At 44.9% G+C, this 17,325-nt stretch carries 13 protein-coding genes; 10 read left to right on the forward strand and 3 right to left on the reverse strand.

What is annotated here, in order from left to right:
- Window positions 1–135 precede the first annotated feature (135 nt).
- The 3 genes from MHH92_RS12755 to MHH92_RS12765 all read right to left on the reverse strand — a co-directional run bounded on the left by MHH92_RS12755 (window position 136) and on the right by MHH92_RS12765 (window position 3,026).
- Complete coding sequence (locus tag MHH92_RS12755; protein ID WP_036608692.1) at window positions 136–735, reverse strand: response regulator transcription factor; 600 nt, start codon at window positions 733–735, stop codon at window positions 136–138.
- Window positions 732–1,880, reverse strand: coding sequence for a sensor histidine kinase (locus MHH92_RS12760; RefSeq protein WP_036608689.1), 1,149 nt, complete (start codon window positions 1,878–1,880; stop codon window positions 732–734). Before MHH92_RS12760 ends, MHH92_RS12755 begins: the two co-directional genes overlap by 4 nt.
- An 87-nt stretch (window positions 1,881–1,967) precedes the next feature.
- The gene (locus MHH92_RS12765; RefSeq protein WP_076249560.1) at window positions 1,968–3,026 is read right to left on the reverse strand and encodes a fatty acid desaturase; all 1,059 of its coding nucleotides are present in this window, start codon (window positions 3,024–3,026) and stop codon (window positions 1,968–1,970) included.
- A 374-nt stretch (window positions 3,027–3,400) separates the two neighbouring features.
- Between MHH92_RS12765 and MHH92_RS12770 the strand changes: the two genes are divergently transcribed.
- The 10 genes from MHH92_RS12770 to MHH92_RS12815 all read left to right on the forward strand — a co-directional run bounded on the left by MHH92_RS12770 (window position 3,401) and on the right by MHH92_RS12815 (window position 17,075).
- Window positions 3,401–4,240, forward strand: coding sequence for a YitT family protein (locus MHH92_RS12770; RefSeq protein WP_017688839.1), 840 nt, complete (start codon window positions 3,401–3,403; stop codon window positions 4,238–4,240).
- Between the two features lie 546 nt (window positions 4,241–4,786).
- On the forward strand, window positions 4,787–5,989 hold the full coding sequence (locus MHH92_RS12775; RefSeq protein ID WP_340904057.1) for an ROK family transcriptional regulator: 1,203 nt from the start codon (window positions 4,787–4,789) through the stop codon (window positions 5,987–5,989).
- 36 nt (window positions 5,990–6,025) lie between these two features.
- Window positions 6,026–7,078 (forward strand): ROK family protein, encoded by a 1,053-nt coding sequence (locus MHH92_RS12780; protein ID WP_340904058.1) that lies wholly within the window; start codon window positions 6,026–6,028, stop codon window positions 7,076–7,078.
- Window positions 7,079–7,127: 49 nt separating this feature from the next.
- On the forward strand, window positions 7,128–8,351 hold the full coding sequence (locus MHH92_RS12785; protein WP_243391424.1) for an MFS transporter: 1,224 nt from the start codon (window positions 7,128–7,130) through the stop codon (window positions 8,349–8,351).
- Between the two features lie 21 nt (window positions 8,352–8,372).
- Window positions 8,373–10,616: a helix-turn-helix domain-containing protein gene (locus MHH92_RS12790; RefSeq protein WP_340904060.1), complete on the forward strand. Its 2,244-nt coding sequence runs from the start codon at window positions 8,373–8,375 to the stop codon at window positions 10,614–10,616.
- Between the two features lie 237 nt (window positions 10,617–10,853).
- Window positions 10,854–11,228, forward strand: a complete 375-nt coding sequence (locus tag MHH92_RS12795; RefSeq protein WP_340904061.1) for a hypothetical protein — start codon at window positions 10,854–10,856, stop codon at window positions 11,226–11,228.
- 397 nt (window positions 11,229–11,625) lie between these two features.
- Window positions 11,626–13,227 (forward strand): extracellular solute-binding protein, encoded by a 1,602-nt coding sequence (locus MHH92_RS12800; protein WP_047842691.1) that lies wholly within the window; start codon window positions 11,626–11,628, stop codon window positions 13,225–13,227.
- Between the two features lie 111 nt (window positions 13,228–13,338).
- On the forward strand, window positions 13,339–14,241 hold the full coding sequence (locus MHH92_RS12805; RefSeq protein ID WP_017688833.1) for an ABC transporter permease: 903 nt from the start codon (window positions 13,339–13,341) through the stop codon (window positions 14,239–14,241).
- A 38-nt stretch (window positions 14,242–14,279) separates the two neighbouring features.
- Window positions 14,280–15,152 carry a carbohydrate ABC transporter permease gene (locus MHH92_RS12810; protein ID WP_047842693.1) on the forward strand — a complete coding sequence of 291 codons (873 nt, stop codon included), beginning with the start codon at window positions 14,280–14,282 and terminating at the stop codon, window positions 15,150–15,152.
- Window positions 15,153–15,356: 204 nt separating this feature from the next.
- A complete protein-coding gene (locus MHH92_RS12815) occupies window positions 15,357–17,075 on the forward strand; it encodes a hypothetical protein (RefSeq protein WP_340904062.1) in 1,719 nt (572 codons plus the stop codon).
- Window positions 17,076–17,325: the final 250 nt, after the last annotated feature.

The raw sequence follows: 17,325 nt of genomic DNA on the forward strand, positions 1-17,325 counted from the left end.
TTGTTACGATACACCTAAAAAAGCTTGGCCCAGGAAGAAATTGCTGGGCCAAGCTTTTTATTTTGAGCATGTTATCGCAGCTTATGCAGCCGGGGTACATGCTTATTTTTGTTTCAATGGGTTAAAGCGGTACTTTCATTTAAACCACCCTTTTTCCTTGGAGCGAGTGATGGCCTCAATGCGGTTACTGGCATTTAACTTGTTGAGAATAATGGAGATGTAGTTACGCACCGTGCCCGTTGTGATGAACAGATGCCCGGCGATTTCCTTGGTGTTTTTCCCATCTGCCATGAGGCCTAGTACGGCATTCTCCCGTTCTGTCAGGGGGTTTTCTTCTACATAAGCTTCATCTACCAAGTCGGGAGCGAAGATGCGTCTGCCATTCATAACTTGGCGGATCGATTCGGCAAGTTCTTCAATTGGACTATCTTTGAGCAGGTAACCACGGACACCGCCCTTTAGGGCACGTTCGAAATATCCGGTCCGGGCAAAAGTGGTCAGTATAATGACCTTACAGCTCATTCCTTTGAGTTCTTCTGCAGCTTCAAGGCCGCTTTTCACAGGCATTTCTATATCCATCAGACAGATGTCTGGTGCAAGCTCCTGGACAAGGGCAAGGGCTTCCTGGCCGTTGCTGGCACGTCCGACGACTTCCATATCTTCCTCCAGATTGAGGAGGGAGGACAAGGCGCCGAGCATCATGCGCTGATCTTCCGCGATTACAATTCTAATCATGATTCTGCCTCCTTTATCGGTTTGCGAACGAGTTTCGGAACATGAATAATAATCGCTGTACCCGGGATGTCTGTCGCAGAGCGAATATCCAGACAACCGTTCACAAATTCAAGTCGTTCCTTCATGCCCAAAATTCCTGTTCCGCGCCGATCCTGTTTGCGAGTTCGTTCTATTCCAACACCGTTATCTTGAACGGTTACTACATTATCCGCTAGTGTTTCCTTAATGATGATAGTACAGGTTGTTGCCTGACTGTGTTTGACGACATTCGTGACAGCTTCTTTCAAGCACATACCTAGCACATTTTCATTCAATTGTGACGTATCCTGTAACTTCGGATTACCTTCCAGCACAAATTCAATCGAAGCGGCCTTCAGAATCTGCTCCGCCCGGAACAGTTCATCGACCAATTGTGTACCACGCATAGTGGTGACCATTTCCCGGACTTCCTTCAGAGCTGTACTTGCCGTTTGTCTGAGGTCGTTCAATTCAATCTCGGCCTGATCGGGATTATTGCGGAGCAGCCGTCTCGCCAGATCGGTTTTCAGACCGATCAGAGAGAGCTTCTGTCCAAGTGTATCGTGCAGGTCGCGAGCGATACGCTGGCGTTCTTCCATTTTTACGAGATCATCAAGTCGCTTGTTCGCATTCTCCAATTGGCCTTCCAAATGTTCAGTTTTGTTTTTGTTATACGTACTGATTGGAAGCAGGATGGAGGCCATTAAGCTGATGAATACAAACGGGAGTTGGCTCACCAACAGAGAACTCTGATTAATGAAACCGTAATTAATGGTTACGAAACTGGCTCCCAGGTTCACCGAGTAGAGGGTGAAGAAACCGGCTTTATTTTTAATATTCCCAATAAAGAAAGCAAGAAACAATGAGAAATACGCATAATCATAGGCGATCGTCATCGTAATGGATATGGCAATAAGCATTCCAATCCACATGTACACCTGCCAGCCCTTGGTGATGAAGGCGAGCAGGTAACAAACGAAGAAGACGAGGATAATGATGATGCCGGTTACCATCGTCCATAATTTAGAATATTGCGATATAAAATAGAATGGCAGGATGAAAAAGGCGAGCCATACATAAAGGTTCAACCCTGTTTTTTTATAAAAATTTTGCATCCACTTTTGAATGGAATTCTCCTCCTCAAACTTGTACTCAACTTTAGCATGACTGTAGCATGACTATGGCTTGAACACAAGAAAACGAATCCGACAGAGTTAAGGCTTCTCTGTCAGACCCGCTGGATTGGTTACTCGGATAGGCGGTTGAACATACGGCTTGCGGGATAGCTTTTTGAGCTGTCTGAAGCTAATAAACTGTTTAGAATCTTCATCCCACAGACGGAAGCGCAGGGCAACCAGACTGGAACGTAATGTAATAGTCGTTGCTTTTTGCAAAGGTGGTGTTGCGTTGTGTGCTTCTTCCAAGAAATAGTTAGGTACACGTGGGCTCAAGTGATGCACATGGTGGAACCCGATATTACCACTGATCCATTGCAATAATTTTGGCAATTTGTAATAAGAACTGCCTTCAACAGCTGCTTTGACATAACTCCACTCATCTTCATGTTCAAAATACGTCTCTTCGAACTGATGTTGGACGTAGAACAACCAGATACCAAAGAAACCGGAGAAGAAGAAGATAGGTGCCTGCACCATTACAAAAGCCTGCCATCCGACTAACCAGGACATGAATGCATAGAGCACTACAATCAATACGGTAGTCAGGTGTGTATTGATACGTTCTTTACGTCTAGCACCTTTGCGGTTAAAACGGTAAGCCAACAGGAACACGTAAATGGGTCCGATACAAAACAATACAAACGGGTTACGATAAATCCGATAGAAGAGACGTCCCCAAGGAGAAGCTGCTTTGTATTCGTCAACTGTCATAACCCAGATATCACCTACACCACGTTTGTCAAGATTACTGCTTGTTGCGTGATGGATAGAATGCTCGTTTTTCCACTGCTGATAGGGTGTAACTGTTAAAACACCAGTAATGGTACCGAGAATATCATTGGCGCGTTTGCTCTTGAAGAATGAACCATGACAGCAGTCATGGAAAATAATAAAGGTCCGAAGTACAAATCCGGATGCCACCAAAGCAATCGGGAAGGTCAGCCAGTAGGAAACCGATAAGCTAAAGTAAGCTGCAGCCCATAACAAGAAGAGCGGGAGCAATGTATTGATTAACTGGCGGATACTTAGTCTGAGATCATTTTTTTCGTAAGGGGTAACTTCTTTTTTTAAGGCCATTTCTTTTGATCTGTTCATAAAATTGTGTCCTCCTTCAATCGTTATAACTGTAATCAGCTACAACTTGGCGTTTCCCGCTAGACTTTCCTGTAGGAAGCGTTTTTATCATTGTAAAACAATCCGAACATGACAGTAAGTCATAAACGTCAGCCTTCTGTAATGATGAATATCAATGACGGACCATGACATTTGTCATGGGTGTATGATGCTCAATAGCTCTGCGAAGGTCAGAAGAGCAGGTTTTACAAATTCCTTTGCACAAATTACGCAACAATTTGTATTATGTATACAAATTTTGTTGTGAGCATGGTAAAATCTATCCTTGAGTGATTATGACAACTTATGAGACGGGTCGATTAGGTTGATTTCTGATGGATTGGATGGAATGCATAATGAAGAAACGAATTACGGATATCCTATTTATTATGGCAGGTGCATTTCTGTTTGCACTGGCGGTGAACCTGTTTGTCATCCCGAACGATTTGGCTGAAGGCGGCGTCACGGGTATCACGATTATTTTGTATTACCTGTTTGAATGGTCCCCTGGACTGATGAACTTGATCCTGAACGGTATTTTGTTAATTGTGGGATATCGGTTTCTTGATAAAACGACTACGGTATATACGATTATTGCAGTGGTATTCAATTCGTTGTTCCTGCATCTGACGGAGAGTTGGACGATTGCATCGGATGAACTCTGGATCAATACCATTTTTGCCGGATTATTTGCCGGTCTTGGTATTGGCTTGATTGTTAGAGTGGGAGGCACAACGGCGGGGACAGTGATCCTGGCCCGACTTGCCAACAAATATCTGGATTGGAATATCAGTTACGGACTTCTGTTCTTCGATCTGATTGTGGCTTTCTCCTCATACTTCATCATTGGACCACAAGGATTAATGTGTACAATTGTCTTGCTGTTTGTTGGAACCAAAACAATGGAGTTCATTATTGAAGGGCTTAATCCGAAAAAAGCCGTTATGATTATCTCTTCCAAACAGGATGAAATCGCGAAGCAAGTCATTGAGAAGATGGATCGCGGAGTAACCGTCCTGTCCGGTCATGGCTATTACACAAAAAATAAGAAAGAAATTCTATACATTGTGATTAGCAAGCAGGAAGTTTCTATGCTGAAGAAGATTGTACGAGCAGAAGATGAGATTGCTTTTATTACCATTCATGACGTGCGTGATGTTTTCGGTGAAGGATTTATTGAACTCTCTAAAACTTGATGAATATGTATATAATGAAGAAAGGAGTTGCGGTGAAATATCACCGCAACTTTTTTTGATAGGTTAATGGTATCCGGTATTAACCTAGTTCAATAAGAAAGAACCCTTCTCCGAAGAGAAGGGCAAAAGAGTATTAATAATGTCTTCTTTTTTTGATTCCACAATATTCAACAGTGACATGACAGTGTTTTTTACACTTTGTAGGGACATATTTCACTTTGGTAACACAAGTTTTCGTAATTTTTTTGTAAAAACACTTTGGTCTTGGATGATGACATTTATGATGTTTTCTATACATATTAAAACCTCCCTGATCGTGATAAGGTATTCTATGAGCGTGTCACTGTTTCGGAAATGTATAAACGTCTATTATTGTATAATAATTCCTTTATTAGGCTTTTGTGTTACATGTGAAGGTTGGTTCTAGTAAAACTTTCTACTAAAAGAGTGCAATGACAAAAAGCTGTACACCTACCAAACACGATGATATATTGAATTTAATCAATTTGTTAATAAACCTAACTAACTATAAAAGGAGGCGATAACATGGCTGGCACACCGCAGTATATCCGCAATCTGAATGAAAATCTCATTATGGATGCCCTCATAACTCAGGGAACCATGTCGAGAGCGGATATCAGCCGTCAGACCGGACTTAGTAAACCAACAGTATCTTTGGGAGTCGAACATCTGATTGACCGTAATCTGGTGAGGGAAATGGGGCCAGCTGACAACGCTCAGGGTCGAAAAGCAACCCTCATTCGTTTCAACGAAACGGCTTATTATGTCTGTGGTATAGATATCGGCGCAACTCGTATTCGGATTGCATTATCCGATCTGAATGGAGAGATCATTGCCTATCGAACATATCCCATGGTTGTTCAAGAAGCTTATGAGCGAGCAGAAGCGACGATGTTGGAGCTTCTTCGAAGCCATATGAACGAACTGCTTGATGAGAATCATCTGAACTGGGATCAGATTCAGTGCATCGGGTTCGGTATACCAGGCGTAGTGCTGCCTGAATCAGGGCGTATCAATCGTATTGTGGACCCGTTAGCGGGTCTGGAAGAAGCTTTCTCTTTAGAGTCGTTGTCAGGAGCTTTTCCCTGTGAAGTAATTCTGGAAAATGATGTGAATCTTGCAGCGCTTGGGGAGTATCGGAGTGGTGTAGCAGCAGGATATCCCTTGTTTGTTTTTTTCTCGATTGGTACAGGGACGGGCGCTGGCATCATGGTACATGGCCAACTGCTTCGAGGTTTAGGTGGCTTAACTGGAGAGATCGCGGAGATGCTGGTGGACGATGGCCGACGTCTGGAGGAAGTGCTGTCCGCTGATGGTCTGATGCAACTGGCGAAAGATTATCTAGATCAGCATGATGAACGATTATTGGAGGCTGCTGATTCGGGTGCAGATGATCTTCACAGACACCTGACTCCCGAGAAGTTATTTGAAGCTGCGCGCAGTGGAGAAGTAGAGGCGTTAGACATTCTACAACAATACAGCAAGAAGATTGCTTCCGCTCTGCGTCAGATTAGCGTTGTGCTTGCTCCGGATCTCATTGTGCTTGGCGGAGGTGTAGGAGGGAACGGTGATGTGTTATTGCCTTTACTGAGGCAGATCATCTCTGAGCAATTCCCGGTGCAACCACAGTTAATCTGTTCCAAGCTTGGTGAGCAAGCTGTTGTCACTGGCGCGGTACAGGTGGCCATACAACAAACGATGCTGAACCTTCAGCAGGCCATGGAATAAGAGATTGGATATACAACATGTGAGGAGGGAAAAGGCATGACAGAATCCGTGAAAAACGTAAGTAATAATTATCAGACCAATCAGAATGGTACGGCTAAAAGTGATCCATCCGGCTGGATTGCAGGTATTGACATTGGAGGCACCAAAACATTAATGCTCTTGTCATCACAACAGGCTGGAAATGAAGTTCATGAACGTATCTTGCCTACGCTTGCCAGTGATCAGCCGGATGAGTTCTTCCGATGGTTATTCACTGAATTGGAAATATTCTGCCGCGAAGTTGGATGCAGTCTGGATCAACTTAACGGTGTAGGCATGGGATTCCCTGGTGTGGTTCTACAGGAGGAGGGAATACTGCGAAATGCTCCCGCTTTTCAGTGGCCTGAGCTAGATATTCGCCCTGTGATTGCGAAGCATTACAGCGGGAATATCCTGTTGGATAATGATGTGAATATGGCGGCAATGGGAGAGTATGATCAAGGGGCAGCGCAGGGACATCAACACTGTGTGATGGTCACGGTTGGAACAGGCATTGGAGCTGCTCTTATCCTGAATGGACAGCTCTATAGCGGCCAGAATGGAGCAGCAGGTGAGATTGGGCATTTCATTGCAGGAGACGAAGGGCTTCATACCGGTTACGTTGCGGATGCGGATTCCTTTGGCGTATTTGAGCAAGTGACTTCAGGTACGGGAATTACCGAACAGGCGAGGCGTTATTTTGCTGCTGGAAAGGGAAGTTCCTTATCCCTGATCATGAGTCTGGCAGGAGGGGAAGCGGAACAGATTGAAGCCAGGCATGTATTCAAAGCAGCGGAGTCGGGTGATCTTGCTGCCCTGGAGATTCTGGAACTACCCATGCGTTATATGGCGAGAGGTCTGGCGAATATTACGGCTTTACTCAATCCTTCCATTATAGTGATCGGTGGTGGCGTGGCTGCATCCAACCCATCCTATTATCTAAACGAAGTGCGCACACGCCTCCAACGTTACACTGTTCTGCCTACACTTTTAGCTGTAGCTGAACTGGGGAACAAAGCAGGAGCAATCGGGGCATTGGCTGCAATCAAGTCCAGTCTGACACGCACTTAAAAATAGAGAATAGGCGAAGCAACTACAGAAATAAAGGATGGAGATCCGGATGAGAAGTAGACATATGAAGGCTTACACAGAGAAAATAAAAGCCGATTCCAATGATGCAAAACGTGTTTTACTCCAATTACAGGGCCTATATCTGTTTATGGGGCTTGCCGGGGGGATGTTTAACCCGTACATTAATCCCATATTGGTAGCACAAGGGTTTTCCAGTAAAGAAACCGGATTTATTATGGCGTTTGGCACACTCGTATCCATTATTCTTCAACCAATATGGGGAATTCTGGTAGATAAGTTTAAAAAGACACGGTTCGTACTGGTGATAAGCCTGCTTGTTCCTGCATCGTTAGCGTATTTCTACAATATTCAAGTGTACTTTATATTAATATTGATTTATACTTTATGCACTATATTCCAAGTGACTCAAATACCCGTTGCTGACTCCTATGCGGTTACAGCCGCGAGAGCCGCGAACACCTCATATGGCATGATCCGACTCTTCGGCAGCATAGGAACGGGAGTTGGGGGATTTGCCGCAGGGATGTATCTCTCCCAGTTTTCCATTCACATGTTATGGCTGCCATTTCTCCTGTTTAACATTCTGAGCGCTATACTGGCAAGTACACTCCCCCGGCAGACGAGTATATCCTCGTCCTCGGTAACCTTCTCCGTAGGTTTGGCAAGATTGCTCCGAAACCGGACATTCCTTCTATTTCTAACAGGTTGTTTCCTGGTTAACCAAACGCTCACTGCGTTTAACTCCTTTTTTGTTATTTCATTTCAGATGGCTGGCGGTTCTGTGACCATGACAGGTACGGCGTTGTTGCTTGCGTCGATTACCAATGTTCCATCCATGTTGGCAGCGGCATTCATACTCCGAAAATGGGGGCATGAACGCACGATGCTGCTTGCAGCGGGGGCGTATATGTTACGTTGGGGGATACAATGGCTATGGCCGACACCTGAGGTCATGATTGGCGTTCAGGTGCTGCATGGGTTATCCTTCGGATTCTTTTATATCGCAGCAGTGGAATATGTGGCTTCGGTTACGGGACGGGAAATGCAGGCCACAGGACAAAGTTTATTTAACATGGTGTTTGCTGGCCTGGGCGGAATTGTTGGTAATATGCTTAACGGATATTTACTCGATTCCGGCGGTCCATCACTGATGTATCTGGCTTGCACGATCAGTGCGGCACTAGGATCAGTGATCCTGTATATCGTCAGCAGGCAGGCCAAAGAACAGAGAAGAGCATACTCATTAGAATAGAGATGGAAGGAGTTGGAGCCTATGAAAGTAAATTTGAAGCGGAATTGGCACACCAAGTTGATGTATTCGTATTTTCCTATTTTTCTGCTTACGATTTCCATTCTGATCTTTCTCTCCTTCCTGATTGTCAACGAACTCTCACGTAACGAAACACAAAAAGCCGACATGATCTCCACCCGCTATATCGTGGATACACTGGAGCGCTCGCTAAGTGACATTGAACTTCGGTTGCTTGAAGACATTGGTGCAAACAAAACATATAGTCGCTTTCTGGAAGCTGGCCAGGGACAATTATCGAGTCAGTTCATCTATGATGCGGCAAGTGGGCTGGGACGTATGCTGGATCAGCAGGATATGATTCAATCCATTTATCTCTATCGCATGTCCGATTCCCAGATTCTTACGCCCAGAGGCATGATGCGTTTGGAAGATTTCGAAGATCGTGCCTATATTGAGCAAGCCTTGAAAGATCGGGAGAACCTCGGTTGGAATCTGCCACGTGATTATAAGGAACGTTCCTTCGACATACCTTCACAGGTGATGAGCATGAATAAGTGGCTTCCGTTACCGTGGGGCGGGGAAGGATTGCTCGTCATTACGATCCGCATGTATGCAGTGGAACGGCAGATTGATAACATGACCAATGAAAAGTTAACTGTTCTTCAGGTTCGGGATAAGAGCGAAAATCTGATCTATACCGCGCATCAAATGGACCCTTCAGCAGGTGAAATCCTTAATCGTGTGACTGCGGACAAGCTTGGTCTGATCTTTGAGAGTGGTATTCAATCCGGACAGCTGTATTCATGGGTATCCCTTGTTTCTTATGTGTGGATCGGTATTGGTTTATTAACGATTGTTGGTGCGGTGGCGGGACTAATCTACATTACTCGCAGAAATACACGCCCCATCCAGCTGATCATGAATCGAATTCAGGCGTTACAGCCACGTGCCGAGGAGGATGAAGCAGCTCCATCCGTCAAAGATGAACTGGCCCTCATTGACCGTGCGCTGGAACATCTGATTGCTCAGACGGTTGACTATGAGAAACAACATCATGAAAACTTGCTGATTCATCGCAGACAGTTGCTTGTTGATCTGATGGAAGGAGAGCGAATGGATTCGTTCCGTCAGCGACTTCGCCATCTGCAACCGCTAGAGGAACGATTCATGGAACCGAAGAGTGTTGCAGTCCTCATTGCGGAGATGAATGGTGACGATCTCTCGACCAATCAGAATATTCTGAAGATTGCGCTTATGAACGTAGTGGAAGAACTTGTGCAGAATGAGACCCAGTTCGGCGGTTGGGCTGAATGGTTTGGGAACCGCAGGCTTATTGTGATGATTGCATCGGATGAGCAGGAAGGACTGGACCGTGAATTACTTATGGATCTGGCTAAGCAGATGCATATGTGGATTGCGGAAAACTTCCGCCTGCGGTTTACGTTCGGAATTGGACGAACCGTATCGGGCTGGGAGGAGATTACTCGTTCCTATGCGAGTGCAGATGCGGGTTTGCAACATAGACTTACCCTTGGTAAAGATGCGATCGTTCTCAGTGAGCAACTGCCGGATCGTATTGAGCTGCAATCGTACAAGTATTTGCAGATGCTCGCAGACTTTGTCCGTGAATTCAGACTAACCGGTGATGGTTGGCGAACGCAGCTGGACCAGATGTTTGTTGCGTTCAGCGAAGATCAGATTACAGATAACGATATTCGCATGTTGCTGCAGGCGTTAATCCAGATGTTGTCCCGTGAATTCGGGGAGCTGTCTGAGCGGTTGCAAAGCCAATTTGCCGAGGAAATCCTGACTCGTCTTCGCAGTGATATCCAGCAAGTGGAGACACTGGAGGGGATTCAAGAGATTTTGCAGGAGTGGCTTAAAGAGGTTTATCGCAATTATGTATCTGTGAATGAAACGAAAAGTCATCGCGCGATGATCAACGAGCTGCGGATTTATATTGAAGAGCATTTTGATGATCCGGATCTGTCGCTGAAACATCTGAGTGATCGGTTCCAAATCTCGGGCAAATATGCAAGTTATCTGTTCAAGGAAGAGTTTGAGATGAAGTTTGTTGATTTTCTGGTGAAACTGAGGGTCGAAAAGGCCTGTCGTCTGTTGTCTGCATCCGATATGGCTGTTCAGGATATTGCTCTGCAAGTGGGTTATGCCAATGCCATCTCCTTTGGCAGAGTATTTAAACGGATTATGGGCGTGACACCAGGGGACTACCGCAAGCAGAGTGGAAAACAAGGGGATCAATAACGGAATTGCACGTGTTAGAACATCCGAGTATCGGGTGAAATCCAATAATCTTAGAGATATCCATGAAATCTCCTGTATGAGGCAATAAGGTTACATCCCTTATCGTCCTTTGCAGGAGATTTTTTGGATGTTCAACCACGATCTTAGGCCAGTGTAGCTGGTATGTTGTTAAGGAATTTTAAGAATGTCCTATACTAGCATTATGACAATTCATAGATTAATAGGGCAGGAGTGAAAATGATGTACAAACACGGACAGCAAGTATGGGGATCAGTAGATATCAGTAAAAGGGTTACCATTACAGCAAACAACAACACATTTACATTTCATGTAGATGACTCGTCATATACGATAACTATACCTGTTGGTACCTACACGACAAGTCAACAAAGGCATGAATCCGAACTTCTTCAGGCCATTTCGAAGGCAGGGGCGGCTCAGAACATTCCTGTACGATTTATTTTAGGCGGAATGCACTATGATGAGAAGTATAATGTATTGATTTTGGAACATACGGATACAAGCAACGAACATGTTATCGATCAATTTGCGGGAAATGCCATCGATACGTTGTTTGGTCAAGTGAAGTTTAATCTTCCACCGAGGAATTAGTGCGTCGAAACGTTCTTCAAGTGTTGCTAAACAAGGAGATCACATAAGATGTGGTCTCTTTTTCTTTTTTTTTGAAGAAAGATTCAATGGAAAAAGGATTATTGCAAGATGGGTGATGCCAGATTAGGTATGAGAAATCGATCTTAATGCAACATAATATGTTATTGTAGTTAACATTAATGGCGTGAAAATTGTATATTGTCAGGAAATATGTTTATATATCGCGGTATTTATCTTAAAAAACGTGAATTTCACATTTTGAAAATAGTTTATTGTCTAAATATCAGATCATATGTAATGATTAGTGACATTCACAGGTGCAACGAAATGAGATGATCAAAGTGGAGTGGCAAACATGTGAATTCATTCAGAGAGTGTGCGAAAGGGGAAAGGTCAAATGAGATTATTTCAAAGACGTAAGGCAGGCAAGGCAAGTTCAATCCTCGCAGTGGTAACAGCATTCACTCTATTATTATCTGCATGTTCATCAGGAAGCGAATCAACATCTTCATCTGGAGAGTCGGGTTCGGGGGAAAAAACGACTTTGAAAGTAGAAATCTTCGATCGGGGAAACACTCCGGCGGGCTACACCATTTCGGACAGTTATCTGACTCGCTTCATTCAAGAGAAGTTTGGTGATCCAAACAACATCGATGTTCAGTTTGTTCCGGTACCACGCTCAGAGGAAGTACAGAAACTTAACGTTCTGATGGCGAGTGGCTCTGAAGTACCTGATATCGTCTTTACCTACGATTCGGGAACATTCAACCGGTATGCAGAGCAAGGAGGTCTGACCGAACTTACGGATCTGATCAATCAAAGTGGTCCTAACCTGAAGAAGTTCTTGGGAGATGAAACTCTGGCCTACGGTCAATACGATGGACAACAGTTCGCGGTTCCAGGTAAACGTCTTGTACTTGGCAAGTACGCATCCTATGTTCGTCAGGACTGGCTGGATGCACTCGGATTGCCATCACCTGAGACAGCTGAGGAGCTGCATACAACACTGAAGGCCTTTAAGGAAAAAGATCCGGGTAAAGTCGGTACAGGACTTATTCCGATGGGGATGTCCATTGCCTCGGCTCAATATGAACCACTGATCTGGTCATTCATTGAACCGCTGACGGAAGAACAGAAATATACATTAACGCAGCAACTGGGTTCCAATGACTATCCAACGTTGTTGCCTGGTTTCAAGGACGCCCTGAAATATATGAATACACTTTATAATGAAGGATTAATGAGCAAGGACTTTGGACTCGACAAAGACAAGAAAAAGCTGTGGGAAGATGTATCTAACGGCAAAGTTGGATTCTACACCGAGGATGCAGGGGAGATTTATATCTCCGGTACGTACAAAAACCTGCAAACCAATCAACCTGGTGCAGTGATGACACCGATTGATGCATTCAAAAACTCCGAGGGCAAATTCGCCAAACCGGCATATGCACCCAATGCGATGTATGTCATGATCCCGAAATCGAGCAAAAATGCGGAAGCCGCGATGAAGTATCTGGATTGGATGGCTTCAGGCAACAACCTGTTCGATCTGCAATTTGGTGTTGAAAACGAGAACTATGAGCTCGTGGATGGAGTTCCACTGATCAAAGATGATGCTTCTCCTGAAATCGCAGGTCGTATCTATAATTCCGGTGACATTGCCATTATCGTCAATGGTAAATACGTTGGGGATGACAAGAAAAATGAAGAGGCCTATGTCGTTCAGGTAGAGTCGAAATATCGGGATGATATGCGCAAGTCGGTAGCGATCTCTAACACGGACACCATTCAACCGGTACGTTTCTCCAAACCGATTGAGGCGGAAGCACGCTACGGTAACGGCTTGAAAGACAAGTTTATGGAGTTCTTCGTGAAAACAACCATTTCCAAACCTGCTGATTTTGAAGCCACGTATGACAGCATGATGAAGGACTACATGGCGAGTGGTGGCCAAGCAATCCTGGATGAACGTACAGAAGCTTACAAAGCGATGAAATAAGTAGAGTAGAGATCACATCTAATGTGTATGACAACAAAGAACAGGGATTTCATTAGGGCGATGGCAACATCGCCTTGATGAAGAATCCTGAATGACATGGGGGGAAGGTATATGAAAACAAGCATCTATTTCCGCAGAAACTGGCAACTATATGCGTTACTCCTACTGCCCATGATCTACTTCATTATTTTCAAGTATGGGCCAATGTATGGCGTGCAGATTGCGTTCAAGGACTTTAACTTCTTTCAAGGGATCGCCGGTAGTGAGTGGATTGGCTTGGATGCATTCAGAGAAGTGTTTCAAAATCAGGGATTCTACACGGCATTACGCAACACGTTAGTACTTAACATGCTGGATTTGCTGGTTTCCTTCCCGGCACCACTTATATTGGCCATCTTATTGTTCGAGCTGAAGAAGGCTTGGTTCAAAAAGTTGGCACAGACTTTACTGTACATTCCTCACTTTATTTCGTGGGTTATTATTGGAGGGATCGTACTTCAAGTATTCGGTACGCAATCTGGTTTCATTAACAATATCTTAATGAGCATGGGATTTGATCCGTTACCTTTCCTTTCAGACAAAAACTATTGGCTCTTTACGTATCTTGCGGTAGGCGTGTGGCAGAGTGCAGGCTGGGGTACGATTCTGTATCTGGCATCTCTCACGGGCATTAACCGGGAACTCTACGAAGCCGCAGAAGTAGATGGAGCAAGTCGGCTACGCAGAATCTGGCACATCTCCTTGCCAGGCATCAAAACAACGATTGTTACCTTATTGATCATCAATGTCGGCAATATGATCTCTATCGGCTTCGACCGACCATTTATTATCGGTAACGTGGCTGTACGTGAATACTCGGATGTGCTCAGCACGTTTGTCTATCGTGTCGGTTTACAATCTGGTCAGGTTACGCTCGCAACAGCTGTAGGTTTGTTCCAGGCTTTAGTTGGACTTGTCTTCATACTCGGAGCGAACTATACGTCCAAGAAATTAACCGATGAGAGCATTATGTAGTGGATTGAATCACATATGATCTGTAAGGAGTGAGTGGGATGTCTGAAAACACGGCGAATCGAATATTCAACACGGTAAACGTCATTCTTATTGTCATTACGATGGTGCTGTGTCTTGCACCATTCATTCATATTATTGCGATCTCGCTCAGCTCAAACCGGGCGATCGGTTCAGGAGAAGTTTCCTTTTTCCCCAAAGAGTTGTCCTTTGAGGCGTATACCAAAGTATTTGCAGATGGATCGATGATTCGTTCCCTGATCTATACGATCTGGCTGACCGTTCTGAGTACGGTGCTAAGCATGGTGATGACCATTGCAGCTGCATATCCACTGGCGAAGAGTAATCTGAAAGGGCGCAAATGGTTCATGCTTGTTATTGTGGTGACGATGTTCTTCAGTGGCGGCATTATCCCCGAGTACATTCTGATCAAAAATCTACATCTACTCGATAGCACATGGGGACTTATTCTGCCTGGATTGATTAGTCCGTTTTATATGATTATCCTCATTACCTTCTTCAGAGGTATTCCCGAAAGTCTGGAAGAAGCAGCAGGCATTGATGGAAGCAGCCACTTTGGAACACTTATGCGCATTATTTTGCCACTATCCCTTCCGGTTATGGCGACACTGAGCCTATTCTACGCGGTAGGACGATGGAATGGTTTCCAGGATGCACTCATGTATATTACGAAGCCTGAACTATACCCTTTGCAATTGAAGTTGTATCAGATGATTCAGCAAAACCAGATTACAGAACTGATGCAGAACGAAGGTATTGGTGCTGTTCAAGTCCTGCCTGAGAGTCTGAAAGCAGCCAGCGTTATATTCTCAACGTTACCGATTCTGCTTGTGTACCCGTGGTTGCAGCGGTACTTTATTAGTGGCGTAATGGTAGGTGCTGTAAAAGGTTAATAGAGGTTGTTCAAAAAGTTCACTTTTGATTACGAATGATGCCTAGTGGCATCATCAGCATCGAATATGAAATTCAGCCGAAATGTCCGTTGCTCACGTAGTTGTCCTACGCTCCGCTACTCCATTTCTAGCTTAATTCCATCTTCTTGGTACTGAAAACTGATCTTTTTGAACACACACCTATAGTCTCGGGAGGTCCATGACATGACACAACGAATGGTAGAGAAGATGTCGAAAGAGCAACAGTATCTTGTAAATCAGTCCATGTTGATGATGGATAGCTTCTATGACAAGGAAATGGATCTGCTTCGTAGTTTCGAAGAAGAGGATTCATCGCAGCACAGCACACGAGCCAGTGCACATTATGCGCTCGGATTGTTAATTCGAAATGAGCCTGGTGATGTGGAACGCGCGATACGAGTGTTCCACAAGGTGCTCGATGTTCAATATGACGCTCCGGATGAGATCTATCACGGAACCTTCGCGACCCGACCAACTGATGTGCATCCACCAGCGGGTCACTATGCTTGGAAATCTTTTGCGCCAGGCACGGCCTATTTCCTGGAACGCACCTTTGAGAAGGTGTCTGCGCAGTTTATCCATAAACTACAGGAAGAGGGTTCTCTGCTAACAGAGGCAGCAGACCCCAAACAACTGAAACACCTTTTTTATTCGGCAGTGAATCAGGTTCTGCCACCGGTCTGGATCAGCTATGATCCCAACTGGCGCGAGTTTATCGCTTGTGTCTGTGTGGTTGTGACTGCCGAATTCGCCGAACTTATGCCGGAGACACTCATGAAACGGATGGACCATGCGATGGAGTTGGCTGTGCAAGGGTCAATAGAACGCAGGTTATCCGATGTAATCCCCATGAACACGAATATTGAGTTGATGCACATTTTCATCACCCACTACTACGGCCATCGCTTGAACCGAACAGATTGGATTCAGCATTCGGATGAACAGGCGGAGGGATTGATGAAGGAGTTCGAACAATACAACGGTACATTCGCGGAGTTCAATACGACAACGTATTACGGGGTGGATCTGTCCGTGCTTGGCATGTATCGAAAGTATGGACTCACGGAACGTTTGATCGAAATTGGACACCGGATTGAACATGGGCTGTGGAATAATATTGCGCTATATTACAATGCCAATCTGGAGAATCTCTCCGGCCCATTCTCTCGGGCGTACGACATGGAAATGCGAGAGCATAGTTCGATCGGTGTATTTATCTATCTCTTGCTTGGAGAAGGGTATGAATATCTGGCAGGAATCAACTGTGAGTCAGGCCATGATCCACTGATTGCGCTCCTTGGGGTGGATGTGCCCGCTGAAGCCGTGCCGTATTTCAAGGCTCATCAAGAAGATCGGCTTGTGCAGAAACGGTTCATGGAACTGTGTGAGCGCAATGATCCAACGTCCAATCGGAATTTGTGTACAGCCAAAGCTTGGATCGGTGAAGATCGGATGATCGGGGCCATGTCGGGAAGTGTGAATACCAATGGCCAGATGCATCCAGCCACGATCCACTGGCAGACAGAGACGGGTGAACGTTATTATCTACGCTTGATCCGTCGTGAGGTAGGCGAGGGGTGGAACAGCCATCTGCGCGGAATAACGTTTGATGCGGACCTCACGCCAGATTCGTTAACCATTGATGTGGAGCTGGATACGGCGGAAGAGATCGATGTTTATTTTGAAATCAGAGGGCCATCCCTTCGTCAGCAGGACATTACACCAGTGTTATGGCAGTTCCCTGGACTTGCGTGTACCGTGAAGGCTGAAGCACCTGAACCATCCGTGTTAATGTACGTGAATCATGCGGAGATCATCTATCGTTATGTGCCTGGGAAGACGGCAAACAAGATGAGATTTGAATTGACTTTTCGTGAAGACAACGGTTTGAGGAATAAATAGGTATATAAGATGAACTGAACATTTACACGAGAACGAAGAGTGCAGAACCGATCTGAAGAAGCGGAGCGTTCGCCTGAAAGCTTTCTGCAAGAAAGCTGCATCGGAAGCATAAGCTATCACCGGATTTTTCCCTTTGGAGAAGGGGATCAAAAAATCTGGAGATAACAGCGATCGGAAGATGGTACTGCAATTGGAGTGATCTAGTGTAAAGTTTATTGCTTCAACTTATATAGATAGAGATAAATGGAAT

The sequence above is a fragment of the Paenibacillus sp. FSL M7-1414 genome (genome assembly GCF_038003195.1).
GTDB lineage: Bacteria > Bacillota > Bacilli > Paenibacillales > Paenibacillaceae > Paenibacillus > Paenibacillus amylolyticus.